At 49.6% G+C, this 26,944-nt stretch carries 22 protein-coding genes; 11 read left to right on the top strand and 11 right to left on the bottom strand.

Annotated elements, in window-relative coordinates:
* Positions 1-50 precede the first annotated feature (50 nt).
* The 4 genes from FWG96_07330 to cobM all read right to left on the bottom strand — a co-directional run bounded on the left by FWG96_07330 (position 51) and on the right by cobM (position 4,747).
* Positions 51-1,265, bottom strand: coding sequence for a DUF4272 domain-containing protein (locus FWG96_07330; protein ID MCL2033058.1), 1,215 nt, complete (start codon positions 1,263-1,265; stop codon positions 51-53).
* A 24-nt stretch (positions 1,266-1,289) separates the two neighbouring features.
* Entirely contained in the window at positions 1,290-3,047 is a 1,758-nt protein-coding gene (locus FWG96_07325) for an ABC transporter ATP-binding protein/permease (GenBank protein ID MCL2033057.1), read from the bottom strand.
* 253 nt (positions 3,048-3,300) lie between these two features.
* The gene (locus FWG96_07320) at positions 3,301-3,924 is read right to left on the bottom strand and encodes a precorrin-8X methylmutase (GenBank protein MCL2033056.1); all 624 of its coding nucleotides are present in this window, start codon (positions 3,922-3,924) and stop codon (positions 3,301-3,303) included.
* Positions 3,925-3,976: 52 nt separating this feature from the next.
* Entirely contained in the window at positions 3,977-4,747 is a 771-nt protein-coding gene (gene cobM, locus FWG96_07315) for a precorrin-4 C(11)-methyltransferase (protein MCL2033055.1), read from the bottom strand.
* An 81-nt stretch (positions 4,748-4,828) separates the two neighbouring features.
* Between cobM and cbiD the strand changes: the two genes are divergently transcribed.
* From cbiD to cobK, 3 genes are read left to right on the top strand one after another with little or no spacing between them, the layout of a single operon-like run.
* Complete coding sequence (cbiD, locus tag FWG96_07310) at positions 4,829-6,007, top strand: cobalt-precorrin-5B (C(1))-methyltransferase CbiD (protein MCL2033054.1); 1,179 nt, start codon at positions 4,829-4,831, stop codon at positions 6,005-6,007.
* The gene (locus FWG96_07305) at positions 6,004-7,044 is read left to right on the top strand and encodes a cobalt-precorrin 5A hydrolase (GenBank protein MCL2033053.1); all 1,041 of its coding nucleotides are present in this window, start codon (positions 6,004-6,006) and stop codon (positions 7,042-7,044) included. Before cbiD ends, FWG96_07305 begins: the two co-directional genes overlap by 4 nt.
* 1 nt (position 7,045) lies before the next feature.
* Positions 7,046-9,052 (top strand): precorrin-6A reductase, encoded by a 2,007-nt coding sequence (cobK, locus tag FWG96_07300; GenBank protein MCL2033052.1) that lies wholly within the window; start codon positions 7,046-7,048, stop codon positions 9,050-9,052.
* A 74-nt stretch (positions 9,053-9,126) separates the two neighbouring features.
* On the opposite strand, the gene FWG96_07295 is transcribed toward cobK, so the two are convergent.
* The gene (locus FWG96_07295) at positions 9,127-9,393 is read right to left on the bottom strand and encodes a hypothetical protein (protein ID MCL2033051.1); all 267 of its coding nucleotides are present in this window, start codon (positions 9,391-9,393) and stop codon (positions 9,127-9,129) included.
* 10 nt (positions 9,394-9,403) lie between these two features.
* Positions 9,404-10,687 carry a serine hydroxymethyltransferase gene (locus tag FWG96_07290; GenBank protein MCL2033050.1) on the bottom strand — a complete coding sequence of 428 codons (1,284 nt, stop codon included), beginning with the start codon at positions 10,685-10,687 and terminating at the stop codon, positions 9,404-9,406.
* A gap of 273 nt (positions 10,688-10,960) precedes the next feature.
* Here FWG96_07290 and FWG96_07285 point away from each other — a divergent pair, with 273 nt between their 5' ends.
* Entirely contained in the window at positions 10,961-11,869 is a 909-nt protein-coding gene (locus tag FWG96_07285) for a DUF5050 domain-containing protein (GenBank protein ID MCL2033049.1), read from the top strand.
* 154 nt (positions 11,870-12,023) lie between these two features.
* On the opposite strand, the gene FWG96_07280 is transcribed toward FWG96_07285, so the two are convergent.
* The 5 genes from FWG96_07280 to FWG96_07260 form a co-directional block, all read right to left on the bottom strand.
* A complete protein-coding gene (locus FWG96_07280; protein MCL2033048.1) occupies positions 12,024-15,167 on the bottom strand; it encodes a hypothetical protein in 3,144 nt (1,047 codons plus the stop codon).
* Between the two features lie 85 nt (positions 15,168-15,252).
* The gene (locus FWG96_07275) at positions 15,253-15,951 is read right to left on the bottom strand and encodes a serine protease (protein ID MCL2033047.1); all 699 of its coding nucleotides are present in this window, start codon (positions 15,949-15,951) and stop codon (positions 15,253-15,255) included.
* Between the two features lie 44 nt (positions 15,952-15,995).
* Positions 15,996-16,484, bottom strand: coding sequence for a hypothetical protein (locus FWG96_07270; GenBank protein MCL2033046.1), 489 nt, complete (start codon positions 16,482-16,484; stop codon positions 15,996-15,998).
* 9 nt (positions 16,485-16,493) lie between these two features.
* The gene (locus FWG96_07265; GenBank protein ID MCL2033045.1) at positions 16,494-17,624 is read right to left on the bottom strand and encodes a hypothetical protein; all 1,131 of its coding nucleotides are present in this window, start codon (positions 17,622-17,624) and stop codon (positions 16,494-16,496) included.
* A 792-nt stretch (positions 17,625-18,416) separates the two neighbouring features.
* Positions 18,417-21,248, bottom strand: coding sequence for an InlB B-repeat-containing protein (locus FWG96_07260; GenBank protein ID MCL2033044.1), 2,832 nt, complete (start codon positions 21,246-21,248; stop codon positions 18,417-18,419).
* Between the two features lie 338 nt (positions 21,249-21,586).
* On the opposite strand from FWG96_07260, the gene ribB reads away from it, so the two are divergent.
* The 7 genes from ribB to FWG96_07225 all read left to right on the top strand — a co-directional run bounded on the left by ribB (position 21,587) and on the right by FWG96_07225 (position 26,941).
* On the top strand, positions 21,587-22,318 hold the full coding sequence (gene ribB, locus FWG96_07255; GenBank protein MCL2033043.1) for a 3,4-dihydroxy-2-butanone-4-phosphate synthase: 732 nt from the start codon (positions 21,587-21,589) through the stop codon (positions 22,316-22,318).
* Positions 22,319-22,322: 4 nt separating this feature from the next.
* Complete coding sequence (locus FWG96_07250) at positions 22,323-22,751, top strand: adenylyltransferase/cytidyltransferase family protein (protein ID MCL2033042.1); 429 nt, start codon at positions 22,323-22,325, stop codon at positions 22,749-22,751.
* Complete coding sequence (ribC, locus tag FWG96_07245; protein MCL2033041.1) at positions 22,748-23,218, top strand: riboflavin synthase; 471 nt, start codon at positions 22,748-22,750, stop codon at positions 23,216-23,218. The genes FWG96_07250 and ribC overlap by 4 nt, the downstream gene beginning before the upstream one ends.
* Positions 23,219-23,222: 4 nt before the next feature.
* Positions 23,223-23,639 (top strand): 6,7-dimethyl-8-ribityllumazine synthase, encoded by a 417-nt coding sequence (gene ribH / locus FWG96_07240; GenBank protein ID MCL2033040.1) that lies wholly within the window; start codon positions 23,223-23,225, stop codon positions 23,637-23,639.
* Positions 23,640-24,004: 365 nt separating this feature from the next.
* Entirely contained in the window at positions 24,005-25,036 is a 1,032-nt protein-coding gene (locus tag FWG96_07235) for an energy-coupling factor ABC transporter permease (GenBank protein MCL2033039.1), read from the top strand.
* Positions 25,033-25,839 (top strand): cobalt ECF transporter T component CbiQ, encoded by an 807-nt coding sequence (gene cbiQ, locus FWG96_07230; GenBank protein MCL2033038.1) that lies wholly within the window; start codon positions 25,033-25,035, stop codon positions 25,837-25,839. Before FWG96_07235 ends, cbiQ begins: the two co-directional genes overlap by 4 nt.
* Positions 25,832-26,941, top strand: coding sequence for an ATP-binding cassette domain-containing protein (locus tag FWG96_07225; protein ID MCL2033037.1), 1,110 nt, complete (start codon positions 25,832-25,834; stop codon positions 26,939-26,941). Before cbiQ ends, FWG96_07225 begins: the two co-directional genes overlap by 8 nt.
* Positions 26,942-26,944 lie beyond the last annotated feature (3 nt).

The raw sequence follows: 26,944 nt of genomic DNA, 5'->3' as shown, positions 1-26,944 counted from the left end.
CTGCATAAACGAATCTGTGCACTCCGACCGATGCAACAGGATCATACACGTTATGTGTCCGTCCTGATATCGTCCCAGTCGGCACTCCCGTCATATCCGATAAGCCAGTTGAAAGCATAATGCCATTCGTACACCACCTCACCCTCCAATCCCGACGGACCCTCTCGGCCATTGATCCTGGCGTCCACGCAGGCCCAGTCATATCGCAGTATGAGGTCGGCCGCATCCAGGATATCTTCCTTTGTCCGCGGCCCTGCGCGCCTCAGGAATCCCGCAAGATCATCCTGGCGCCATAAGATGTCCGCCATCCTGGGGACGTCACAGATCTGCCCCGGAAAACCCAGTTCTTCGGTGACGCCGAGCGCCCACATAAGCACATGGCAGCACTCATATCTCCAACCGAACTTGGCGAACTCATGCGGCCCCGGCTCTGCGGCGGCCAGGAACGCCTTTTCCTGCGGGGTGAGTTGATCGTCGAGCCCGCCGCCGAGGATGTCGTTGATCTTGTTCAGATATTTTTGCGTCTCATCTCTGGTCTCTCCGTTGCTGCGCGCCTCGCTGTATACGCACACGGCGAACATCGCGAAAAGCCGATTGGCCATCTCTTCCGGCGAACGCAGCACGGCTTCTGATTCCGTTGCCGCAACAGGGAGCTGCGGCAGATACGGGATCCCCCTTTCTTTCAGGATAGCAATGGACCTGTCCCGGCGGGCCTCGTCGGAAGGCGTGTTCTCAACGTGACCGTCTATGAAGTCAGTGTTTCCTATCGGCGTATACTCTTTGAAATCGCTCTTGCCGTCGGCGGAGAGCACAAGATTCCCTTCGTGGTTCAGGAGACGCATATCCGGCATCAGCACAAGGCCGTTCACATCCTCTGCTACAGCGAACATAGTGCTGATTATGTAATTTGTGCGGTCCTCGTTATCATCCAGCTCGAAGGAACCGCCGATCACGCAGTTGAATACCTGGATCTGGCGCAGCACGCTCTGGTGCAGTTCCTTGTTCCTGCATTTTATCTGCGCGAAGAAATTGTACATCCCTCCTATGTGCCGCCGGATGAAATTCTCATCGGCATTGATGTTCACTTTAACGTCAGTGCCGTCCAGAAGGGAGACGATGATGCTTTCGGCGCCATCCTCGCCGGTTGTCGGATATGTGATCTCTTTGGTCATTTCGGCGAAACGGGCGGTCAATGATTCTTTCACCCGTTCCGGTCTGCCTATAAGCGTATAGAGCGTAATATGCGCCTGTCTGTTATCTGTCATTTCATTCACTCCTTACTGTCCCCTTCATTTTGGCGGTTCGACGGCCGCATTCTTCCTGAACATTTCCCTGTATTGTTCACAGGTGTTTATCAGTTCATCATGGGGGGCCGCCGCTATGATCCTGCCTTCGTCAAGCACGATCACTCTGTCGCAGCGGCGCATGATGCTGAGTCTGTGAGCAATGACCATTATGATCCTTTCTTTGCTCAATTCTATCATAAGATCGTTGATCTGTTCAAGATTGTTCTTGTCAAGCGCGCTGGTCGCCTCATCGAACAGCATAACTTCCGAGTCTTTCAGAAGTATGCGCGCTATCTCAAGGCGCTGTTTCTGCCCGCCTGAGATCGTCGCGCCTCCTTCACCTATTATCGTGTCGTAACCGTCGTTCATTGCGGTTATCTCATCATGTATGCGTGCGGCCCGGCATGCTTCCATCACCATCTCAGCGTCAGCGTCGGGGCGTGCAAAGAGCAGGTTGTTCATAACGGTGTCGTTGAACATGTACGGGTCCTGAAGAACCGGAGTTATGCTACCGCGGACATCATCCTCCGCCAGAGACGACACGTCTTCGCCGTTTATCAGGATCCTGCCGCCCGTGGCATCGTAGAATCTCGCAAGCAGGCTGAATATCGTTGATTTTCCGCTGCCGCTTTTTCCGACCAGGCCGATGACGCCTGCACCGTCAATCTTGAAACTTACGCCGTCCAGCACTTTTTTGCCTTTGGAATATTCAAAGGATACATCGCGGAACTCTATCGTTTCTATCTTGCCGTCTATTGGCCGGTCGCCGAAAGTATCGACCTCGTTCGCAGGCGCTTGTATGATGTCGTTGATGCGCTTAGCGGCAAGTTCGCCGTTGACATATGTGTCTTTGATCCTCGCCAGGCCGGCTATGAGCCCGTAAATGTTCCCTTTGTACATATAGATTATAAGCACTGCCGCCAGTTCCGCCATGTTGTTCGGCAGGAGGTAGAGGGCTGCGAAAAGTATGATAGACAGATCTATCCCGCCCTTGACCACATCGATCAGGTTCTGCATCTTCTTTTGATAGATCTCGCGTTCGTACTTTACGTCGACATACTTTGAACTTATGGAGGTGTGCTTATCTATGACAGGTTTCTTTGCGTTGAGTCCTTTGATCTCTTTGATGCCTTTCAGGATCTCTGCCTCATTTGTTTTGACCTTTTCCACCGCACGCTTGCTTTTCTTCATATTTTCAAGCAGGCGGGACACGCGCAGATATTCCAGGAACATCAGAAGCGCGAGGCCGGCCGCGAAGAGCAGGCCGAGAAAGACGTTCAGGACCGTTATGTACCCTATGAATCCGAGGTTGATGACGAGGCTTATGACCGCTCTCCAGATGTTGAGGTGGACGGCGCTTGCCTCCCTGCTGTCCTCGTTCATCCGTTCCAGGAAGAATCCCGAACCTTTTTCATACACGGCGGAAAGGTTCATGGACATCGTCCTGTAGGTGATCTTACGGCGTATGCTCAGAAAGAGGTCGTTGGTCGTCACTGTGTAGTAATATTCCGCGGCCATCCCCGATAACGCGATCGCGCCGACCAATCCGAACACTATGGCCGAAAGATATGCCAGCCTGTCGTAATCTCCTCCTGTCAGAGAGATGAGTACCTGCGACAGAAAGATCGGCAGAGCCAAAGCTATAACGCCGGACAGCGTCGTGAACACCCCGAAGAGGATGATCTTCGCACGGTGTTCCTTGTGAAATATCCTCAAACTTTCCAGGTTGGGATACTTGGCTGCGCTACGTAATGACCTCATCGCTCTCGCACCGAAGAAAGGGTCTATATTCTTAAGACATCGCAAGAGCAAATATGCAAAGCGTCATGTTTTAAGGCGGATCGACCGCCGCCTTGACAGCGAGCTTACGTCTTTCCGACGTAATCTTGTCATTTAGCTTCTTTTTCTCCGTCTCCTTTTTGGCCTTGCCTGTGCCGGCGGCACTCATTCTGCCTGAACATATATGGGGACAAGCCGCTTATCTAGAGTGCGGCTTTTTAAAGGCCGTCCGCTCTTATTCCTTGTAGTATATCATGGCGTTGCAGATCGCCGCCGCAATATTGCTTCCGCCCTTCCTACCCCTTGCGACTATGTACGGGACGCCGAGTTCCATTATCATTTCCTTCGACTCTACGACATTTACGAATCCAACAGGTACGCCTATTATCAGATCGGGCTTCATCTTTCCGGCCTTGATAAGATCGTACAATGCTATCAGTGCTGTCGGGGCATTGCCGGATGCGATTATCAGCGGACCTCCTACGGTCGCCGCTTTCTCCATTGAGACGGTCGCCCTCGTGCAGTTCCTGGATTTTGCCTCGGCGATGACGTCGTCGTCGCTGATGAAGCATTTCACCTTCCCGCCGTAGTTTTCAAGCCTGTTCTTGTTGATGCCCGATGCGGCCATCTTCGTATCCGTGACGATGGTGGCGCCTTTTTTGATCGCGTCTATGCCGACATTCTCCGCATTCTCGGAAAAGGCCAGATTATCTGCGTAATCGAAATCGGCGGATGTGTGGATGCACCTTTTTATTATGGAGAACCTTGGTTCGGGCCAGGTCCTTCCGTTGAGTTCGGAGGTTATTATCTCCATGCTCTTTTTCTCTATGTCTTCAGGTCTCAGTATCTCATAAACCATTTTTCTCAACTCCTCATATCTTAAAGTCTTTTTTTGCCGGGTTGTCAGCGGGTCAATCCGTTTCGATCCCCTTTCTGTATCCAGTCGTAAAGTATTTGTCATACAGTTTCGAGAGACTGTACTCGTCGCCAAGGAATCCTCCAACCACTGTCAGAGCGGTCTTTTCGATATTCTCATCTTTGACCTTCTTTGCGATATCCGTCAGGTCCCCTATCAGGACCTTTTGGTCCGGCCACGTTGCCTTATACACAACGGCGACAGGCGTTTTAGGATCATACCCCCCGGCGATCAGGGTCGAGCACATCTCGTCGATGAACCCTATGCTCAGAAATATCACCATGGTGGAATTGTGCTTTGCAAGATCTATGAGCTTCTCTTTGGGAGGCACGGGGGTTCGCCCTTCCATCCTTGTAAGGATAACGGTCTGGCTCACATCCGGCAATGTGTACTCTTTCTTCAGGACGGCCGCAGTAGCGAGGAAAGAGCTCACGCCCGGAACGACCTCATATTCTATATCAAGTTCGTCAAGTCTGTCCATCTGCTCCCTGATCGCCCCATATATTGACGGGTCCCCTGTGTGCACGCGTACGACCTTCAGACCCTTGTCTGTGGATTCTTTGATAACACCGATGACCTCATCCAGATTCATATGCGCGCTGTTGTGTATGACAGCCGAAGGTTTGGACCCCTTCAGGACGTAGGGGTTCACAAGGGACCCGGCGTATATTATCACGTCGGCCTTGTCTATCAGCTTTCTTCCTTTGACAGTTATCAGCTCCGGGTCGCCGGGCCCTGCCCCGATGAAATAAATCTTTCCCGCCATGTTGTATTCCGAGACCAGGAAGTATTACCAAGTATTATAACTTGGCACATACATCCAATACTAATCAATTCGGGGAGATACATGGATCCGGCCCGGCCAGTGAACAACGGTGCAGATATCGACGGCATGTACGTGGTCGTCAATAACAAAAGACTGAGGTGCGGTCACACCACGGGAACGTGCGCAGCGGCGGCCTCGAAAATGGCCGCGACGATACTTCTCGGCGGCGAAGAGAGGGACGCCGTCGATATCATCACTCCCAAAGGGATAGTCCTCTCGCTCAAGGCGGAAGACATAAAGGCATCCTACGACGGCGTCTCATGCGCGGTCAGAAAGGACGGCGGCGACGACACAGATGCCACCCACGGGATGCTGATATACTCCACCGTTTGCAAAAGGACAGACGGCAGGATAGTCATTGAGGGAGGAGAAGGGGTCGGGCGGGTGACAAGGAAAGGCCTTGACCAGCAAGCGGGTGACGCGGCGATAAACAGCGTTCCGAGAAGCATGATAAGAGAGGCTTTGGAAGATGTCTGCGATAGCTTCCGCCATTCTGGCGGGCTGACAGCAACGATATCCGTGCCGGAAGGGATGGCCGTGTCAAAAAAGACCTTCAACCCCAGGTTGGGAATTATCGGCGGGATATCAATACTGGGGACGACGGGGATAGTTGAGCCGATGAGCGAGACCGCTTTGATAGAGACGATAAAGGTCGAGCTGAGGATGAGAAGGGCCGGAGGGGACGAGTATATCCTGGTCGTACCGGGAAATTACGGTAAGGATTTCTGGGAAGAAACGGAAGGCTCAGAGGGGGACCCGGCGGTCAAGTGCAGCAACTTCATCGGAGATACGATAGATCTCGCGGCAGAATTCGGTTTCAAAGGTTTCCTATTGGTGGGAAATCTGGGCAAGATGGTCAAACTGGCGGGCGGTATAATGAACACCCACTCCAGATGGGCGGACTGCAGGATGGAGATACTGTCGGCCAATTCTATATTGGCCGGAGCCAGCGCCGATACGGCAGGGGAGATAATGTCATGCATATCGACCGACGACGCCCTAGACGTACTGAAAGACGCCCGCCTCATTGAAGGCACGATGAAAGAGATAATGAAGAAGATAGCTTTCCATCTCAACCACAGAAGCGGCGGAGATATGCAAACCGAATGCGTGGTCTTTTCTTCCAAATATGGAAAACTGGGCGAGACTCCCGGCGCAAAGGAGCTCATGGAAAAGATAAAGGAGCAGGCGCGCCCATGAAAATAAGAATAATAGCTTTTTCCAGAAGAGGCTGCGAACTTTCGCAGAAAGTCCGTAAAGCGTTGGCCAGGCATGAGTGCGAAATATATTCGAAGACCGCAGCTGACGCCGATGGGACGGAAAAGATCGAAGGATCGGTATCGGCTTGGACAGGGGAATCCTTCCGGACATCGGATGCGGTGATCTTCATTGGTGCGGCGGGCATCGCCGTGAGGCACATATCCCCGTTCCTGAAGAACAAGACTGTGGATCCGGCCGTTATATGCATAGACGAAACAGGACGGTTCGTCATCCCCCTGCTTTCCGGGCACATAGGCGGAGCGAACGATCTCGCAAAAGAGATATCCCAAGGCATCGGCGCGGAACCGGTCGTCACGACGGCGACCGACATACACGGAAGGTTCTCCGTTGACTCATATGCGGTGAGGAACAACCTTCACATAGGGAATATGGCGGCCGTAAAAGACATATCTTCGCTCATCGTGGACGACAAAAGAGTGGGGTTGGCGCTGGAGGTTCCGATCCCGGATGGGATACCGCCGGAGCTGGATCTCAACGGTAATGAGGATATAGGGATATTCATTTCATACGGCAGGTCGGAAGGCCCGTTCAAAAGAACACTCAAACTCACCCCTCGATGCCACATATTGGGAATAGGGTGCAGGAAGGGAACGCCGGTCAGAAGCATCGAGGCCCTTGTGAAAGAGGTTTTGGAAGAGGAGGACATTTCGGTAAAAAGCGTAAAGGCCGTGGCCAGCATAGACCTGAAAAGGGATGAGGCAGGATTGCTTGAGTTCTCCCAAAAAATGAAAGTGGAGCCCGTCTTTTTCTCATCAGAACACCTTGCGTCGCTTCCAAACATAGGTTTCACGTCTTCGGAAAGGGTGAAAGCCATCACAGGCGTGGACAACGTCTGCGAAAGGGCGGCGTTCGCGGCGTCGACGGACGGAAAGCTGGTAGTGAAAAAAACATCTAAGAGCGGGGTGACGCTTGCCGTAGTTAGAGAACCCGTGCGGCTGGGCCCGTGGGAGGAGTAATATGCAGAGCGGAGACAGAGTTATAATATTCGCAGGCACCACGGAAGGAAGGGAGATCGCGCATCACCTCGGTTCCGCCGGCATAGATGTGCTCGCATGCGTGGCGACCGAGTTCGGAAGACAGTTCATCGAGGAAAGCGGACACGTCAAAATATCATCCGAAAGGCTCGGTGAGGAAGGGATGAGGCGCATAATGAAAGAAGGATGCTCCTTTGTCATCGACGCAACCCATCCGTATGCGGCCGTGATATCCGGAAAGATAAAGGCGGCCTGCGCGGACACGGGGAAGGAATACATCCGTCTGCTCAGATCGGAGAGCAGAATAAATGACGATATCGTCGTCGTGCCGGACGTTGCTTCAGCTGTCGAGTATCTTAAGGGAACGGAAGGGAACATACTGGTAACGACAGGAAGCAAGGAGCTTGAGAAATACACCGCGATCGGAGATTATCGAAACAGGGTATTCGCAAGGGTGCTCTCCATGCCCGATGCGTCGAGAACATGCGCGGAAATAGGGTTCCAGGGAAAGAACCTGTTCTGCATGCAGGGGCCTTTCTGCGAAGAATTGAACTACGGCCTTCTGAAACAGATTGATGCAAAATATATGGTGACCAAAGATTCCGGGGAGCCCGGAGGGTTCGAGGAAAAGGTCAGGGCCGCCGGGAGAGCGGGAACAAAGATAATACTGGTATCCAGGCCGGAAGAGGAAGAGGGATACGAGATCAGCGAACTGACGGAGATGCTCGGAAAAAGGTTTGGAATAGAGCCGGTGCGAGCGGAAGCGCAGACAAGGCGCAAAGTGTCCGTTATAGGTATAGGGATGGGCAATGAGGACACGCTTACCATCGGCGCCAGGAAGGCCGTCGATGAGGCCGACCTCCTCATCGGCGCCGAAAGGATGGTAAGATCAGTTTCGAAAGGACAGGACTCATTCTTCGAATACAGGGCGGATCCGGTCATCGCCTTCATCAACGAACATCCCGAGTACAGGAGGGTCGCGGTGCTGGTATCCGGTGATGTCGGATTCCAAAGCGCCGCCAAGAAGATGATCGAGAAGATGGACGCATCGGTGTTCGAACTGGAGGTCAAATGCGGAGTGTCCTCTGTTGCATACCTGTGCTCAAGAATAGGCTCATCTTGGGATGACGCATTCCTAATGAGCGCACACGGCAAGGGGGCGAACATCGTCGGAGCGGTATACGGGAACAGCAAGGTCATCGTTCTTCTCAACGGGGACAAAGGAACCAGGGCCATGTGCGAAGAGCTCATTGAATACGGTCTCGACCGCGTGAACGTCACAGTTGGCCAGGATCTTGGCCATGAGAACGAGTGCATAATAAAAGGAAGGCCGTCGGAACTGCGGGATCAAAAGTTCGGAAGCCTTTGCATAGCGATGATAGAGAATCCCGAAGCCTGCAGGAAGAACCCCATAGGCATACGTGACGATCTGTTCATAAGAGGAGACGCGCCGATGACAAAAGAAGAGGTCAGATCCCTCTCTGTCATAAAGCTCAAGCTGGAAGACGATTCCGTTCTCTTTGACATAGGCGCCGGAACAGGGTCCGTGGCAGTAGAATCGGCATTGACGGTTCCTAACGGCAAAGTGTATGCGGTTGAGAAGGAAAGCAATGCGGCGGACCTAATTGAACAAAACAAAAAAAGATTCAAGGTCCCGAATCTGGAAATCATCAGAGGGTCGGCACCGGATGTGCTTGAAAACCTTCCGATACCGAGCCATGTGTTCATAGGAGGTTCCTCCGGTAACCTGAAGGAAATAATGGAAACGTGTTTGAGAAAGAATCCGAAGGTCAGATTCGTCATCAACGCGATCACGCTGGAAACGATCTCCGAAATGGTAAGATGCATCGACGAACTGGATATGGAAGAAGAGGAGATAATGTCCGTCAACATATCAAAGTCGAAAAAAGCGGGCAGATATCATCTCATGACGGCGCATAACCCGATATACGTCGGAGTATGCAATGGCAGGACTAACTCTTCAAAATAAGAAAATAAGAGACGCCAGGCGCCTCTTATTTGGTCTCCGCGCCCCCCGATCGGACAGGCCGCAGCCGTGGAAGATCACTCGCCCGACTTCTGTTTGGAACCCAGTTCGTTCATCTTTTTCATAAGGGCGTTGATCCTTTCGCAATAGCCGGCAAGTTTCTCGTTGATTGGCTCCCCAGTTGAATACGAGTTATAGGCAGCGATCCTCATTTCCTTCTTCACTTCATCCATTTCTCTGCTGTATTCTTCTATTTTTTCGGCCCGCCTTTTTTCGTCCTGATCATCGGAACCTGCGCAGACGGCGTCATTCAGCCCCTCTTTTGCCTCGTCTCCGGATCCCATTTTCGCACCTTTAATCTACGAGCTTATGATATTTGTATGCGGGTTCCCCTTCATTGAAGCAGTATTTTATCGAAGTGAAGTTCTTCTTGAGGGCTTTTACATCCTCCTTCACTTTTTTCGGGTCCTCTTTCTTCTTCACTACACGGGCAACAAGCTCGGCGACGGCCTTCATTTCGCTTTCTTTCATGCCGGCCCTTGTCAGCTCCTGGGTGCCGAACCTGAGACCGGAAGGCCTTACTGAACTGGTGTCATTCGGGAGCATGTTCTTGTTGCAGATTATGTTGGCGTCCTCAAGGAGCTGCGCGCAGTCCTTCCCGCCTCCGAATGCGGAGACATCGAGGGCGATCGCATGAGACCTCGTGAATCCCAGATCAGGGCAGAGCACAGGGATCCCCAGCTCGTAGAGGGCCTCTCCCAGCGCCCTGGCGTTCTTGCACGTCTGTGCGGCATAGTCCTTTGCAAAGACCTCCATCTCCGCAAGCGTCATCGCCAATGCGGCCATCGCGTGGAGGTGGTGGCTTGACGTCACTCCCGGGAACACCGCTTTCTGGATCTTCTTTTCTTCTTCTTCGGTAAGGTTCGCGCCGAGGATCATCCCGTGGTTAGGTCCGGGGAATGTCTTATGTGTCGAAGCCGAAACAATGTTGACGCCGTCTTCGAACGGTTTGTGGAACTGCCCTCCGGCGATGAGACCGAGGACATGCGCGCAATCCTCCCAGACAAGACAGTCTATCTCGGTGAATGTGTCGTTAAGCTCCTTTATCGGAGGCGGGAAAAGGAAGACGGAGAGGCCGAACTGCGCGATCTTAGGTCTTTCTTTTTTCAGCAGTTTGATGGTACCGTCCACGTCGAGGTTCATGTCCTCCGTGTTGAACGGATAGTTGATCGAACGTACGCCTCTCTGCCCGAAGGCGCCGAACTCGCATGTAGAGATATGTGCGCCTTGCGCGAGGGCGCAGGTCGTTATCGGATCCCCCGGGTTAGCGAACGCAAAAAGGACCGCCATGTTCGCTACCGTTCCCGAAACAGGCCTCACATCAGCGAACCCCGCTTCGAATATCTTCTTTGCAAGCTCCGTGGCTTTTGTTTCTACCTGGTCGACGTAGATGTTCCCCTGGTAGTATCTCTTTCCCGGAAGCCCCTCTGCGTATCTGTCCGCGAAATCTGATATCAGGATCTCTTTTGCAAGCGGGCTCATAAGGTTCTCGGATGCGATCATGGGGATGCATTCCTCGAACCATTTGTTGTGCTCCATTACCTTCTGCCTGATGAAACGACCGTTATCTGTCATCATATGTATCTGTTACCCCATTGTAGCACAAATAAAAAAGGTTGTCTTACCATAGGATTTGATACGGAGGTCTTTTGCAGACCGCTCCCGATGCAAACCGCAGACACATATGTCTGCGGCAGGAGAGATACCACACCTTTCAATAAAAAAAGAAAATAAGACTTTTATTGTGAAAAACCAATATGATTGTTCAAGAGACGAAACCCGTGGGAAACCGTTAGTCGATCATCATCACTAATGGCAAGCTCACCCAGCGGCGACAATGGTAGTGATGGTATGCTCTATAAGATACGCACGGACGGCAGTGACAAGATTAAGCTAAATGATGATCGCTGTAGAGAGGTAAAGGTAGTCGGGGACACAATCTATTATTGCGCTGGCGAAGGCTTCGAGCTCTATAAGATAAACACAGACGGTAGCGGCAAAAGAAAGATAGGCGATGCGCGGAGCAAATACAAAATAATGGGCGAGTGGATTTATTACGGCAACTGGGATGACGATCTTAGGCTATATAAAATATGCACGGACGGTAGCGGCAGAACAAAACTGAACAACGATCCGGTTGGAGATTTCACCATAACGGGTGAGTGGATTTATTACCGCAGAGACGACGATCATAAACTCTATAAGATGCGCACGGACGGTAGCGGCAGAACAAAACTGAACGATGACTGGAGCATGTGTATATATGTAGATGATGGATGGGTTTATTACAGCAACTGGGACGATGACCTCAAGCTCTATAAGATACGTGCGGATGGCAGCGATAGGACAAAGCTGAATGATGATTGGAGCGAAGACATTTATACATCAGGAAGGTGGATATATTACAGAAATTGTGATGATGGCCGCAAGCTCTACCGGATATGCACTGACGGTAGCCTCAGAATGAAGCTCAGCGATTGCTACATTAAGAACCTTATCTTTGAGGATGAATGGATATATTATACCTATGGAGAAATCTACAAAATGCGTACTGATGGCAGTAACAATGCCAAGCTGTGCGACGACATGAGCACCTGCATCAATGTTGCTGGCAAATGGATATACTATAATAACTATGGTCAATTCCTAAGACTCAATAGGGTATGTACGGAAGGTAGCAACGGGGTGCAGCTAGATGATAATGTCTTATGTGACGAGATAAATGTGGCGGGTGAGTGGGTATACTACAATGCCGGGTAGGACAGTCTCAAGCTGGATCCAGTATTCCACGAAGGCGATGACTTCCAGATAACCGCTATAAGCGGCGATAAGGGCAACGTATTGGGGGTAAAAGTAGGAGATGATCCTTTTCGTGTTTCATGAGCACAAGGTTGTAGATACTGTTTATAACTATTTACTGTAGCAGTTTCTTCATCGTTATCGCCAGCATAAAAGAAAGAATCAATATTACCCCCACCAACAGCATCTCCTCTAAAGAATATTCTTCCGATGATGCCTCTTCATTAGAACGGCTTACTCCTATAGCTCTGAATACAGATGGCTCTGTGACAGCATATTCAGTTCCTGCAATGTATAACATATTATCAACGACAATGATTGGAAAACCTTTCGAATTCTCAACACAATATGCATTAATCGAGACTTTATCGCCATAATTCACTGTTATTATTCCGGAGTCTCCTATTAGGATGCCGTTATAAGTCCAATCTATTGAAGGGTTGTAATAGAGGGTAATGTTTATTTTTCTTGGTAAAAAATGCCCATATAATACTTCTGGCTCTCCAACTTTATGATCTTGTTTGAAGGTAAAAGGCGAAGCGAAGAAAGAATCTGAATACCAACCTCTGAACTCGTAGTCTTTTAATTCAGGATGCAATTCTTCCATCAAAGCAAAACCACTGCGCGTGTTTGCATATTCCTTTGCATATGTTTCTTTTTCGGATTTGAACTCTGTGCAAACTATGTCACCATTAAAGTTATTGTTTGATACCGCTGACTTCCCATAAACAATCGCGACGGCTCCGCTTTCTAAATAAAAAGTAGCGTCGGAGACATTTGCACTGTTGGTCAAATCCGAAAGTAAAGAGGGCGCTGTGCCTATGATTAGTTTGTTCTCTATTATGATTGCATTTTTAGATGATACCGTTCCTTCAATTATCATATTTTTAGAAATGGCTCCATTCAGCAGTTCTAGGCTGCCTGCAACATAGTACTCTGCCCCACTAATAGGCTCCCCCTCCACAAAAGCAACGACTTTTACTAAACCTCCCTCGTGAATATCCACTCTGCTGAGTGATGCATAGGGCCCCCCGAACTCAATCTTTCCATTATTAGCTACAACAAGTTTAGACCCAATCCCCATAGAGAACGCAGAAGAGTCTTTGCTACCTGAAACGATTGCGCCTTCGACAGTTAATGTCACATAGTTACTTATCGAAAGGTTGTTATTATTGAGTTGAAGGGTTACACCTTCTTTAATGGCACAACTCTTCTGAATTATGACTAAATCAGGTTGTTTACGTGAAAGATAAATTGTTTCGCCCTCAATTGAGTCACCGAGTGCGGTATGTATGTCCTTAAAAATCATCTCTCCACTTTTACCATAGCTTACGTCAGATAAGGGATCGTTTCCCGCGCTATTTCGCTTTATCACTGTTCCTGAGAGTACTTCATATCTTCCGTGACCAGAAACGTTTATCACAGTTTCAACAGGCTGTATGACGGTTACATTTTGAGAACCAGTCCCAATCAGCAACGCTGAGCCCGCACTTAAATTGATTTCGACCTTTGATGAACCATTGGATAGACTAATGTCTCCTCCGATATAGTATGTCCCTATTATGTATGCGGTGCTCGATAAGCTAAGAATTTCCTTAAGGGATGAAAAATAATGTATCACGATGTTTTTGCTTTCAGGTGTAACCTCACAGTATGCGGCGTTAATAGTGATCCACCCGGTATTCAAAGGCATTTCGGCGTTGGCATATGCATAATACTTAATCATTCCGGTTGTTCTGTCATTAAGCGTTATTCCCAAAGGTGAGCTTGCAGAAATAGTAGAAATGCACACATCATTGAGCATAACTTCTATTGTTCCTTCTACCTGAAGAGCGGACGACCATCTGTAATGAGTGGAGAAATGGAGGTTATATTCTTGTTTATTATCACTATAGGTCAAGTTTTCGGTAGAAATTACACTATAAAGAGGCGCTTGATCCTTTAAAACGTTAACCCCCATTCCATCAACGGCCCCGGAGCCATCTAGCAGCATAGATCCGAAAAAGATGTGCGATATCGGCCCCTGCTCAGAATTTTTCAGGAACAATAAGATCTTTGATTCTGTCGTGAGCAGGCCGGAATCGAATGAAATTCTACCATCATAGCTTTGTCCAATGGCGTATATCTCGTTAGAAAACAGTAACGCATATTCAATCAAAAAGGTGGAATAACTCATAGTGACCTTTTTTGTTATGTTGCTGTAGCCATGGTATATTCTTTGGCTGTCAGCGTGGTTTAATGTGCCCGCGTCCTTAAAATAAACTTCCGCAGTATTTTTGATTGGGCCCTTAAGGAATTGTATTGTTCCCCAAGAGTAATCGCTACATCCGCTTGATGGTTCCTGCACAAGGAGTATATTGTATTCTTTATCATACTCGACCCCTGAGAACGTCACTTCTTTTTTTGATGGATTGACCGTTCCAAAAATCACCATTTCCTCCGTGACCAATATGGCCTGTTCGGTGGGAAGCAATGTTTCTATAGAAATGCGGTCTCCGACTATCTTGCTCTCTGTACCAATAATTAATTTTGATTTTTCGGCGATTGTCACATCTACATCCGCAAAAGATAGTGTGCCATAGTCGTTGTTGAACACATTCGTTAGTGCATTATTTTTTAACATCATGGTGTCTGGATATTTTATCGTCGTCTCCCCCACCACCATCAGCCTCGGACTTGGACCATTGGCGTATTCCAAAAAATAATGAGATCCGTTCACGTATCCGCTAACAGATGGTTTATTATTTTCCATGGAGACCACCAGCCCGGATGTGTTTATGGACTCGACCTTCGTTTCTCCGGCGACAATGATTCCGGAGTAGCTACCACCCAGTCCGCCATCGAATGTGTAAGGCGTTCCGTAATTCCCAACCAGCAGAATCCCGTTGGTCAACTCAACACTTTGGGAAAAGACAATGTTTCCGTCGTAATCGGAATTAACCGTAAATAGCACTTCAGACACACCGCCGTAACCACCGATGTTGCTTTGGAATGTTCCGAAAACTCCTATTTTCAGATTGTTAGCTTTGTTCAGCTTAAGTTCTGCCAAAGTTATGAAAACGCCGCTTTGGTATGTGCCAACTTTTACCGTTCCGCTTACATCCGACCCTTTGCAGACCACAATTTGGCCCTTCTGCAGAACGCCATCTTGTGTCCTGTCAAGATAGAATCCGCAATTAATGTTATCGTCGGTTCCCTCTATAATGACAGTTCCGTTGTTTAAAGAGGAAACCAATCCTTCTGTTTCTTCCGACAGCATCGATATTGAAGCCAGTGAAAAAATGGCCACAACTATAACCGATAATGTGAGTTTAAAATGGCTATTCATTGTACTGTCCTCAGCATTATTGGTCAATTTCTACTCGTTCGTTTAACGAAGGAACCGTGAGCAGATAGCTATCAATCTCACTAGAAGGTATAGCATAGCTCATGCCCTGTACTATGTTGTTGTCATCATCTCTGAGTCTGAATGACATCATTCCGATCACTTTTCCATCCTTGTTCAGTATCGGGCCGCCGCTGTCTCCTTCATTTATCGGCGATGAAACTACAACGCACACTCTTTCTACGCCGTTTCGTATGATGATAATCTCCGGTATGGAAACAATACCATCCTTAACAGACAGGCCGTATCCTCTCGCATTACCCACTGCAAAGATCTCCTCTCCAAATTTTGTACGGTTTGTGTCAATAACGAGTTTGTCGCACAGAATATCCGTTTCATAGAAACCTAAGACCGCAATGTCCTTCCTTGTGTCATAAGAAATAACATATAGATTATGTCTCTGTTCCGAGTCAAAAAATCGTGCCCAAATATTCTCATAGGCTTTGGTCGTGCCGCCTTCGGTGCTCATGACCACGTGCGCATTGGAGAGAACCTTAATCCCGTCATGATCAATGATAAACCCGCTACCATATACCGTTGCCCTATCGCCATCACCACATTCTATTTCGACAATTCCTCCCATGTATTCTTCTAAGTCGAATGAACTATTTTCATCAGTATGGAAAAAGAAGATAAACACAGACAGAATTACTATCAAAGAAACAGCTGCAACAGAAAAAATATAAGAGTAAGTGGTTTTATTCATTTGACATCCACAAATTTGTAGAAAACGCGGGTATTGAATCTGAAATAATCAAAGTCTTCTCCTGCAAATCTAAATTCATCTATGTTCCTCTCAACAATATGCATGTTTTCCGGACTGTCCGGCACGCAGCCTATCCAATGGGATACGTACCAAAACTCCCCCATCTCTCTGACATTCTTCCTTATGAACGCCGTCAGTCTGGTAAGGGCTCTTAGAGACATTTCATACTTTTCAGGTTCATATGTTTTCATGTCGCGTGTATACATGAACCTATCACTTCTGAATTCACAACCATATTTCGGAAGGGCATCCCTTATCGAATCGAACATACCATCATACTGGCCCCCTATAGATGGATAATAACGCACTTCATCAATATTCCAATCGGGATATTTGAATGGCCTTCCACCATCTGCATTGGGATCCTGGATGACAACATCCAGGACAAGCGGTTTTGGCGTGAATACAAAGGTGCCGGTGCTCATCGCATTACCTCACGTTGGGGTGCCAAAGAACGCATGCGCCTCCGTTGTGCGCCCCTTTGTATGGTAGTGTTGGAAATACCCCGGTGATCCGTGGGGTGGATCTAGAACAGGCGGTGCCCCTAATACGCTTGCAATCGATGAAGCATATGACGATTGGTAGGTCCACACGCTATGCATTCCTCCGTTGTTATTTGTCATTTTCATAATTGATTGTGCCTGAGAGGAAGTTATCTCCTTTGGTATGATAAATGCACTTGTTCTATCGCCTTTGGTGTTTTTGTGCAGTATTGTATAATAATAGCTATATTTGTCAAGTTTTGTTATATCATATGATAGGTCGTAGGCCATATATGTAGTGTTTCCAACTGAAACTGATATTAATATGCCGTCCTCCTCACTGTACATTATGCCGTCGACAACCCCTTTCCACTTGATATTCTCATAGTTATTGGGATTAAAAGTGGCAGTCAGTACTATTCCCATCACTTTACAGTAGTTTGTAAAACCGTCAAGGATGTCAGTTCCGACGTGTCCGCCATTCCTCTGGTCGTTTGCTAAGTAGGCTGCAATTACCATGCCTGCAGCCGCTCCCCCTATAAGGATTGCATCAACTAGAGATATTACAACAGGAATCGCAAATATGACAAAAACAAAACAGTCCTCATACGGATCGTACAGGTCCCTCAGCGACGATGTCACTCCATCATATGTAAATGTTATGTCGTAGAACTTGTCGTTCTCATCATATATCACATAATAGTCGAACAATGTCCAATCAATCAGATCAGAATCAACATTGTATGTAACGGTCGGTTTACCGTCAGAACCTAATGTTGACAATATGTCCATTTGTATATTCTTTATTGATTCAGGCACGTTAGGAAACAACTCTCCGACAGTTGCAGAGACAGCGTATGTCAGGTCTCCTCTGAAGTTATAGCTATATTCCCCCGAAACATTATCAAAAACCGCCCCTAACTTGTTGATAAAGGGATCTGTGTTGTTATCAATCACTACTGTTCTTGGAATGTATCCAGAGTTCATGTCTGTATCTGCATCTTTCATCATTGGAATGGCAGTTGCTGCCAAAACCATGATTGCTATTACAGCCATCACACTAAGCATTGTTATTTTTTTCATTTGGCTCCCCCTTTTTTCTAGTTAATAAAAGCCAAGTAGCAAAAAGATATGTTGTATATATTTACCTTTCCTGGACCAGAGCTCCGCTAACGATAATGTAATAGTGAAAAAAAGGAAATGGGGCGCCCCTGATGTTAACACTATTTAAAGGCGTTCCTCCATACATATGTCGTCAACGACTTCTTTCCCTGGAATGGCGTACTCTCCATCTCCATCGGGGAACAACAGCTTCCGCTATCCGTCTTTACCCATAAGGTAGGACACCGGGCTGGAATATCCGCCTTCCGTCGAGAAGTAGTAGGCCGATTTCCTGTGCGCTCTTTCCTTACCTGTTTCGTCAAGGATCCTTTGGCGCGGATGTCATAATACCTTCTATAGAAGATAATGAACCCTCCATACTCAGAATCCCACCGGTCATCCTTATGACCGAAGCCCCCCTAAGTTGATCATGCTCGCGCCGGCGCCCAGCGTCACTGCCGTGTTCTGAGTGTATGCGGAAGTAACGGAATCATAAGTTACCCCTGACAATCAACGATCATGAGACGTATAAAAGTAACCGTAATAGAGTATGTGCCAGACTATATTATATAGATGTCCTGCGGCAGCATTTCGTTTGTGCTCACATACCGTATGGCGGCTGCGAAGAAAGGGGGTTTTCGTGTCAATAGCTCTATCCGCAGGTGGCGGCCGGTCCGACCGCCCTGCTTACGTCATGCCATAGTCACGCCGAGCTTCCGGCAGGCCTTCGTCCCGGTCCTTACGGCCTGCGCGGCAGCTCGAAAAATGGTTTTTTCAGGGGTGATTTTCCAGGTAGACGGCGTCCGACACCTCTTCGCCAGGTAAGGTGTACGTGCCGTTTCCGTCGGGGAATGCGAGCTTCCATTGCCCTTCCTCCCCGATGCGGTAGGACACCGCCCCGGCGTATCCTCCCTTCACTGTGAAGGAGTACGGCGACCCGCTTTTTGCTCTGCCCTTACCTTCTATAGAGGAGTTCTGCCTGAAGACCCTGTGGCCTCCGCTCCAGAGGGCCGCCGCCGCGGCGGTGATCACAGCGATGAAGATCAGGATGCTGATGACGGTCCACTTGTCAACAAAGGTCATGGGAAGCCTCATGTCCTCCGTGACGAAGAAGAACACTATGCCTGCGATAGCGGCTATCACCGCAACGAAGATCCAAGCGAAACTGCGCTCCGTGAACAGTGCGGCCTCGTTGTGTATGCCTTTTCTTTCCCCTTTTCTCTTTATTTTATAAACAGCGGCAACGACGGCAACGAAAATACCGATCAAAGCCAGTATCAGGTTCAGTAAGGCCCATTCTCCCTTTCCCTGTTCTTGGGGCGAACCTATATGCCCTTCATACAGGGCCTTGACGACCAGATCTGACGTGATATGATCGAACGGCTTGTCCCAGCCGGCAAAGATATAGCCTTCGCGTGAGGGTTCGCCGGGTGCGGTGGCGCTACCGCCGTGGGGTACCTTCTCCGCTTTGAGCACGGTGTCGTCCCAGTCAATGAAGGTGACCGTGTGCATATCGTCCCTTTCCCATACGGTGTAGAGAGTAATGTTGTAATAGATGCGGAAACTGCTGCCGGGAGAATGTGTGGCTACGGCAGAGTTCTTGTTGGCCGCCCAGCCCAAGAAGGCATGATCTGCTTTTACCAGATCGCCCTGTCCGAGGACGGCGACGAACTCGGCGCTTGAGTATGTGTTATTATCTACAGGAGCCGTACCGGAAGTGTTGCCGTTACCGTCATAGGTGACGGTGTATCTCACTGTGGTCGGCGGAGTAGGCGGTGTAGGCGGAGGCGGCAATTGTGCCCACTGGGCAAAAACAACTGTGTCTGCGGTGATCACAGGGTTCAGATCGGTGTAAATGATCCCGCTGCCGTCCCTTAATGCATTCCACTCTGTGAACTCATAACCGGCCATGACCGGGTCATTAGGCATCTGCGCGCCGATGGCAGTGTTTATTCCGACCGTTGCCTTTTTGAAAACGGTATCATCCGTGTCAGAATGGTTCTGCATAAAGGTGACGATCACAAGCCTGTTGACGCCGATATAGCCGATGTCGAAGTTGTTATAGCCTTGAGTGAACGGGTCCGTCCAAGTGACCCCTTCGCCGTCAGTGCCTATTTGAAAGCTATAGAGGCCATCATCCGCAGGACTTCTGGAATATGCTGTGGCCGCGCTGTTATCCGAGAATATGACTCCAGGCGCTACGCTGACCTTGTTGAGGTCGGCGTGAGATATCCAGATGCCGCCTCCGTTTGCCGAGGTGGTGTTGCCCGATATGGTGCCGCCATTGATCCTGACATTGGAATAGGGATCGACGCTGTTGTTGACATAAATACCTCCCCCGTTGCCGCTGACACCGGAATTGCCCGCGATCTTGCCGCTTTCCATGGTGAATGTGTTATACTCGTTGAAGACACCTCCTCCCCACGTCGCGGAATTGTCTATGATGGCCGCATTGTCGTACATGGTGAACAGGCCATAGTTATACACGCCTCCGCCGCTGCTGTACTGGTACAGCAGCCCTTTGTTATTGGATATGAGGGCGTTGCCGGACATGTCGAAGACGTTGGTGAGGTAGTTGAACACGCCTCCGCCGAAACGGGCTTCGTTCCAGGAGATCTCACCCCCGCTCATCGCGACGGCGCCCCTCCAGTTGCATATGCCGCCGCCGAAGCCTGACGATGTGCCGCCCAATATGGCTGTGTTGCCGGAGATGGTCCCCCCGGACATGTTGATTTTGGCGCGGTCTTCGTTGTTCACGCCTCCGCCGGTATAGGAGGCGGCGTTGCCTAAGATCGCTCCTCCTGAGAGATTGAATTCGGCACTGGCCTCGCAGTTGTGTACGCCGCCGCCTTCACTGGCCATGTTGCCGTAGATCGTGGAGGGAACGTCGCCCTGGGACATATTGAAAGTGCCCGTGTTGTACACGCCGCCGCCGTAAATGGCGGTCGTGTGCCCGAAAATATCCCCACTTTTCATTGTGAACGTTCCGCCGTAGTTATACACTCCGCCGCCGTAAGAAGCTGTGTTCCTGTAGATCTCCCCGCCGTTCATTGTGAACACAGCGGCGGCGGTGCGGTTGGCAACACCGCCGCCATAATTGGCCGTGTTACCAAAGATCACCGCTCCTGTGTCAACTGTGAGTATGTTTGAATTATATATGCCGCCGCCGTATTGAGCCGCTTTGTTCCCAGAGACCGTTGCGCCCGAATTCAGTATAAGCGTACCTTCATTGTAAACGCCGCCGCCCTGATTCGTACCTGTAACATTCCCGCCGGTGATCGTTATATCGCTGAGGTAAAGCGTACCGCCCGCAGCTACACTGATCGCGCGGTTTAGCCCGGTCGCGTCGATGGTGAAGGGCGCACCCGGAACGTCCGCGCTTGTGAACCTGATGATCTTATTTGCCGGCACGGTGATCATGTCCGCCGCCGCGGCAAAGGCGATGTCCGCAGTCAGTTCTATGGATACGGGGTCGCCGTCAGCGGCGGCTGATACGGCCGCTTTGAGTGCGGCGAGATCGCCAGCCTGAAGTGAAGTGTCCCATTCCAATTCCGGGTCGCCGACGCTTTCATCCGAAACAAAAACAGTCAGTGTGGCAGTTGCCATTACCGTTGCAACAAATGCAAATAATACGCATTTCTTTATGGTTATTGATTTAAAGGTAAAAACCCCCATCAAAAAAATTGATAGATGAGTTATGGATAAAGGTTATCTTCATAAAATATGTATCCAGATATATTTTATGGTGACATTCGGCCAAGTTTCCGCTTACGAGGAATGCCCTCCCCGCCGCATTACATTCTGGTGGCATAAGCGGGTATTCATATGTCATTCTGTCCGAAAAGAGGGAGATAAATGGCAACTCAGTTGCTGAAAAAAATTCCTACCATATAATTATTTTTTACAAATTGTTTAGTAGTGGAAACGCATTCGGTCATCGTAACATGGATAACTTTGTTCCGGACAACGGCCTAAGCGGCGTGCTTGGAGACATCAGAAAAGGAAAGATGGTTCTAGTCTACGACTTCGATGACCGCGAGAGGGAAACGGATATGACGATCGCATCGGAATTCGTTACTGCGGATGCGTTGAAGATGATGAGGAACGACGCCGGCGGCCTGATATGCACCACGACGCCTAACAGAACGGCAAAAGAGCTGGGGCTTCCATTTCTTTCGGACGTCTTTTGGAACAACAGAGAAGCTTACCCCCTGTTAGGCAGGATGGCGCCGAACGACATACCCTATGACAATACGAAATCATCATTCGGCATCACGATAAACCACAGGAAGACATACACGGGCATAACCGACGGCGACCGTGCGTTCACAATAAAAGAGTATGCGGACACGATCTTCAGGGACGCGCCGGCAGAGGAGAGGATAAAGGACCTCGGAGAACATTTTAGGGCTCCAGGCCATGTGCACCTTCTGAACACTTCCTCGAAATTACTAAGAACAAGACACGGGCATACGGAACTATGCACAGCGCTGATGTATATGGCGGGAGTAAGGCCATCGGCGACCATCTGCGAGATGCTCGGTGACGACGGAAGATCGAAATCCAAAGAAAAAGTGATGGAGTATTCCAAGAAGAACAATATGCAGTTCGTCGCAGGGGGGCAGATAATGGAGGCATGGGAAAAGTTCTTGGAAAAGACAGGAACGGACGTGTAATGAAATGGTAAGAGTGATGGCATCCGGAGTGTTCGATATTATCCATACCGGGCATATATCCTATCTGCAGCAGGCCAAAGCCCTCGGCGACGAGCTGATCGTTGTGGTCGCATGCGACGAGACCGTGAGGAAGAATAAACACGAGCCGATCACCCCTGAGGGTATGAGGGCGAAGATAGTCGAAAATCTCAAACCCGTGGACGAAGCCATAATCGGAAAAGGAGGGGATATCTTCGACACGGTAAGGAAAATATCTCCCGATATCATAGTTCTGGGATTCGACCAGACGTTCGACGAGAATGGCCTGAGGAAGGGGCTTGAGGAGCACGGTCTGGGACACATCATAGTGACCAGGGCCGCCGAGTACGCGGAAGACCTTACAGCCACCCGAAGGATAATCCAAAAGATAAGGAAACTGGAGGACGGAACATGAAAACGATCGGCGTCGCGGACACTACGTTCGCGAGATTCGACATGGCGTCCGCAGCAATAAATGAGCTTGAAAGGACAGGCACCGGGTTCAGGATAGAGAGGTACACCGTCCCCGGGGTGAAGGACCTGCCGGTCGCCTGTAAGATACTGATCGAAAAGAAAGGATGCGATATAGTCATGGCCCTGGGGATGCCGGGGCCCGAGGAAAAGGACAAGATGTGCGCCCACGAGGCCTCCACAGGGCTGATCAGGGCGCAGCTTATGACCAATACGCATATAATCGAGGTCTTCGTCCATGCAGACGAGGCGGGAGACGACGGCGGATTAGCTTCCCTGGCCGAAAGCAGGACCAGGGAACATGCGGTAAATGTCTACGATCTGCTTTTCAGACCGGACAGGCTGAGGCGTAATGCAGGCACAGGACAGAGACAGGGGTTTGCGGACGAAGGTCCGGTAAAACAAAGGTGAGAAAATGAAAGCATATAAATTAGGAATGGTGGCGGCGGAGTTCAACTTCGACATCACATCCATGATGATAGAGAGGGCGAGATCCGAAGCGGAGTTCCTCGGGGTTGAGATAGTAAAGACCATAATGGTCCCCGGCGTCTACGAGATACCGCTGGCGGTGAAAGCATTGCTTGAGAGGACCGACGTCGATGCGGTCATAACCATCGGAGCGGTCATAAAGGGGGAGACGAAGCATGATGAAGTGGTCATCGCGCAGGCGTCCAGACTTGTCGCGGATCTCCAGCTGGAATACAGCAAGCCGGTCGCATTCGGAATAACAGGGCCGGATATGACGCAGCTCCAGGCGATGGACCGTATCGAGAAGGGAAGGGATGTGGTGGACGCCGCTGTGAAGATGCTCAAAAGGCTTGAAAAGGTGTGAGGGGGGCCAGCTCCCGCATCACCTTAGCTATTTCAATCTCAAACATGGTTTTTATATCCGTTTTTAGAATATAATGACCTCAAATCCATAATATTTTGTTAAAACCCGCACACCTGACATAAGGTCTAAACCTTTTCTGCGCGAACTCGAGAAGGACCCAGAGATACAGCAGGATTAAATATCACAGAGCGTGATATAGTTTACATTGGAGTATACATCCACCTTATATTATGGATGGATGAGGGGTCAAAGACTGGTAAAGTGCTTGGAGAATGCAATATGAAAAGAAGAAACCCATCTAACAAATTGGATTATATGTCCAATTATTACCCAAAGAAAACCAAAAGAAAAGGAGAGTGTGAACAATGCACATAATGGAGGGGTTCCTGCCGCTTCCCTGGGCAATATTCTGGACACTGGTCGCCATACCGTTCTGGATATGGGGGATAAGGGCGCTGAGAAAATTCCTGACCGAACACCCCGAAAAGAAACTGTCGCTCGCACTGTCGGGGGCGTTCGTCGTCATCCTTTCTTCACTGAAAATACCTTCCGTCACAGGCTCATCATCGCATCCCACAGGCACCGGGCTGTCGGTGATGCTTTCCGGACCGTGGATCACTGTGATCATATGTACTATAGTTCTGTTGTTCCAGGGGACATTCTTAGCTCACGGCGGATTCACGACGCTGGGGGCTAACGTATTCTCGATGGGCATCGCCGGACCGTTTGCTGCATATTACCTATTCAAATATCTCAGGAAAATGAACGTCAACCCCGTCATAACGGTTTTTTCGGTCGCTTTTGTCGCAGACATAGTAACATACCTTGTGACCGCGTTACAGCTCACGCTGATAGTTCCGCATGCGGACATATCGTCGTTCGCTCAAACGTATGCCACGTTCTTCGGGATATTCGCGACCACACAGATACCCATCGCCATAGCGGAAGGAGCACTATTCGTGTTCTTCTTCAAGTACCTCGCCGACATCAGGCCCGACCTTGTCAAAGGCATAGGATTCGACACATCGGTCCGTCAGTCCAGAGGCATACTGAGCGATGAAACAAAAGATAAGATCAGTATCTTTACTTACAAGACAAAGACCCGTCTTATGCTCGTTTGCTTTGCCGCCGTCTCCGCCGCCATGATACTGCTTGCATATTTCTTTGCGTTCTTCAGGGATGTGGGGGGTGCGGACGATGCCGGTGCGGATGCGATATTGGATCTTAATCCCGATTATACGCCATGGATAGAGAACTTTATACAATTCAGCGAGTCTCATCTGACCATTCTATTCCTCATCCAAACAGCGATCGGCATCCTGATACTTGCGTATATTGTGCATGCCTTCCAAAAAAGAAAACGTGAAAAGGCCGAGGAGCCGCTGGAAAGCACATGAGCGAAGAGCACAGCAGTGAGTTCAATTCGGTGGATACGGCGGCGTACAGGAGCCCTATGCTTCGCTGGTCTCCGCTGGCCAAACTTTTTCTCATACTTTCACTGCTAGTGCTGGACATCGCTTCGAAAATAATATGGATGCCTGTTTTCGCATTTGTGATAGGGCTGTCCCTATTCCTTTACGGCTCCAGACTAAGGCCGCCTGTTACTTTAATGAAACTCTTTGTCTATGCTCAGGTACTCATAATAATAAGCGCCGTCATTTTTGCGATCGTAACACCGGGGGTGTCGGTCGCATCGGTGAAAATAGGCATAACGATCAACTTCACGGACGCAGGCGTTTCGTTCGCCACACTGGTGTATGCAAGATCTACCGCCGCGCTTCTTCTGCTGTACTCCTTCGCGGTCTCCACGCCGGTTCCGCACCTCGCCGACGCATTGAGGAAACTTCGGTTCCCGGATGTTTTCGTGGAGTTGCTCGTTCTGATATACCGCTACACTTTCCTCCTTATGGAGACCGCGGAGAGCATGCACCTTGCCGCTGAATGCAAGTTTGGCTATTCAGGATACAGGAGAAGCATGAACACCACGGCAAGACTGGCGGTCGGTGTTTTCATGCGGTCCCTGGATACGGCTGAAAAAGGCCAGGTCGCATTGCAATGCAGGAATTACAGGGGGGAGTTCCAAACCCTTTCATCTTTCAACAAAAAAAGCAAAGCGGCAACAGCGTTCTGCGCGGCCTTGGTATGCGCCTCCGTAATATTTTTTATCGCGCTGCAGGAAGGAGTGTTATTAATTGGATAACGAGAAAGAAACGATACTTGAAACAAAGAACCTTAGCTATAGGTATGAGGGCGGGAAACAGGCCCTGAAGAATGTGTCCGTCAAAATCCCGACAGGATGCAAGGTCGCTTTTATAGGGCCCAACGGCGCCGGTAAAAGCACGCTTTTCATGCATTTCAATGGCATACTGAAACCGACCGAGGGAGAGGTGGAGTACAATTCGAACAAGGTCGAGCACACAAAGAAAGGACTGCTTGGCCTTAGAAAAGAGGTCACGTTCGTAACGCAGAATCCAGACGATCAGATATTCAACGTGATAGTCGAGGATGATGTGGCCTTCGGCCCCTTCAACCTCGATCTTCCTCTGGATGAGATCCGTAAGAGGGTTAAAGATGCTCTGAAAATGGTGGGGATGGAAGAGGAGCGTTCAAGGCCGATACACCATCTGTCATTCGGCCAGAGGAAGAGAGTGGCCGTGGCCAGCGCGCTGGCGATGTACCCGAAGGTATTGATAATGGACGAACCCACCGCCGGTCTGGACCCTGAAATGGTGTACCGCCTTTATGAGATAGCAGATGAGGTCAACATGAGCGGTTCCACGGTCATAATATCTACGCATGATATCGAAACCGCATATTCGTGGGCGGACCTGGTGATTGTTCTTTTTGACGGAGAGGTACTCGCACAGGGAACGCCCTTTGAGGTGTTCTCTATGAAGGATGTGCTTGATAAGGCGGGGCTCTCGGTCCCGATGATCCACAAACTAAATGAGTTCATGAAAGAGAATGTTAAGGACAGCGTATACGGAAGAACGATGACGACCACTCTGATGAACATACGTCAGAACATAGAACCCGGAACGCTTTTCGTAATGAGGCCCGGGTATGAGGGTGAGACGCACGGGCGCATAGGCGTGTACGGGAGCATGTCCCGTTCATTCGCCGAAAGCAAAGACATCGCAGTGGAATTGAGGTTCAATGCCATAGAAAGATGCATAGAGGAGGTCATCGGCGGAAAAGATTCGACACTCTATCTCGATGCGTCGCTCAGCCACGTCCTTCAACATAAGCTGTCGGACGTCGCCTTGCATGGCGTGAATATAAAGACAGAAGAACGGCAGTGAACT

It is taken from the genome of Candidatus Methanoplasma cognatum (genome assembly GCA_009777615.1).
Classification (GTDB): Archaea; Thermoplasmatota; Thermoplasmata; order Methanomassiliicoccales; family Methanomethylophilaceae; genus Methanoplasma; species Methanoplasma cognatum.
Note: the sequence above shows the minus strand (reverse complement) of the source record. Positions and strands in the feature narration are given on the sequence as shown.

Excerpts from the sequence above, each read along its gene's own strand:
- FWG96_07250 (MCL2033042.1), top strand. The coding sequence starts at position 22,323 with ATGGTAAGAGTGATGGCATCCGGAGTGTTCGATATTATCCATACCGGG.
- FWG96_07305 (MCL2033053.1), top strand. The coding sequence starts at position 6,004 with ATGAAAATAAGAATAATAGCTTTTTCCAGAAGAGGCTGCGAACTTTCG.
- FWG96_07235 (MCL2033039.1), top strand. The coding sequence starts at position 24,005 with ATGCACATAATGGAGGGGTTCCTGCCGCTTCCCTGGGCAATATTCTGG.
- FWG96_07290 (MCL2033050.1), bottom strand. The coding sequence starts at position 10,687 with ATGATGACAGATAACGGTCGTTTCATCAGGCAGAAGGTAATGGAGCAC.
- FWG96_07270 (MCL2033046.1), bottom strand. The coding sequence starts at position 16,484 with ATGAGCACCGGCACCTTTGTATTCACGCCAAAACCGCTTGTCCTGGAT.
- ribC (MCL2033041.1), top strand. The coding sequence starts at position 22,748 with ATGAAAACGATCGGCGTCGCGGACACTACGTTCGCGAGATTCGACATG.
- cbiD (MCL2033054.1), top strand. The coding sequence starts at position 4,829 with ATGGATCCGGCCCGGCCAGTGAACAACGGTGCAGATATCGACGGCATG.
- FWG96_07325 (MCL2033057.1), bottom strand. The coding sequence starts at position 3,047 with ATGAGGTCATTACGTAGCGCAGCCAAGTATCCCAACCTGGAAAGTTTG.
- FWG96_07280 (MCL2033048.1), bottom strand. The coding sequence starts at position 15,167 with ATGCTGTCGGAAGAAACAGAAGGATTGGTTTCCTCTTTAAACAACGGA.
- cobK (MCL2033052.1), top strand. The coding sequence starts at position 7,046 with ATGCAGAGCGGAGACAGAGTTATAATATTCGCAGGCACCACGGAAGGA.
- FWG96_07330 (MCL2033058.1), bottom strand. The coding sequence starts at position 1,265 with ATGACAGATAACAGACAGGCGCATATTACGCTCTATACGCTTATAGGC.
- ribB (MCL2033043.1), top strand. The coding sequence starts at position 21,587 with ATGGATAACTTTGTTCCGGACAACGGCCTAAGCGGCGTGCTTGGAGAC.
- cobM (MCL2033055.1), bottom strand. The coding sequence starts at position 4,747 with ATGGCGGGAAAGATTTATTTCATCGGGGCAGGGCCCGGCGACCCGGAG.
- FWG96_07320 (MCL2033056.1), bottom strand. The coding sequence starts at position 3,924 with ATGGTTTATGAGATACTGAGACCTGAAGACATAGAGAAAAAGAGCATG.
- FWG96_07265 (MCL2033045.1), bottom strand. The coding sequence starts at position 17,624 with ATGAAAAAAATAACAATGCTTAGTGTGATGGCTGTAATAGCAATCATG.
- FWG96_07260 (MCL2033044.1), bottom strand. The coding sequence starts at position 21,248 with ATGGCAACTGCCACACTGACTGTTTTTGTTTCGGATGAAAGCGTCGGC.
- FWG96_07285 (MCL2033049.1), top strand. The coding sequence starts at position 10,961 with ATGCTCTATAAGATACGCACGGACGGCAGTGACAAGATTAAGCTAAAT.
- cbiQ (MCL2033038.1), top strand. The coding sequence starts at position 25,033 with ATGAGCGAAGAGCACAGCAGTGAGTTCAATTCGGTGGATACGGCGGCG.
- ribH (MCL2033040.1), top strand. The coding sequence starts at position 23,223 with ATGAAAGCATATAAATTAGGAATGGTGGCGGCGGAGTTCAACTTCGAC.
- FWG96_07295 (MCL2033051.1), bottom strand. The coding sequence starts at position 9,393 with ATGGGATCCGGAGACGAGGCAAAAGAGGGGCTGAATGACGCCGTCTGC.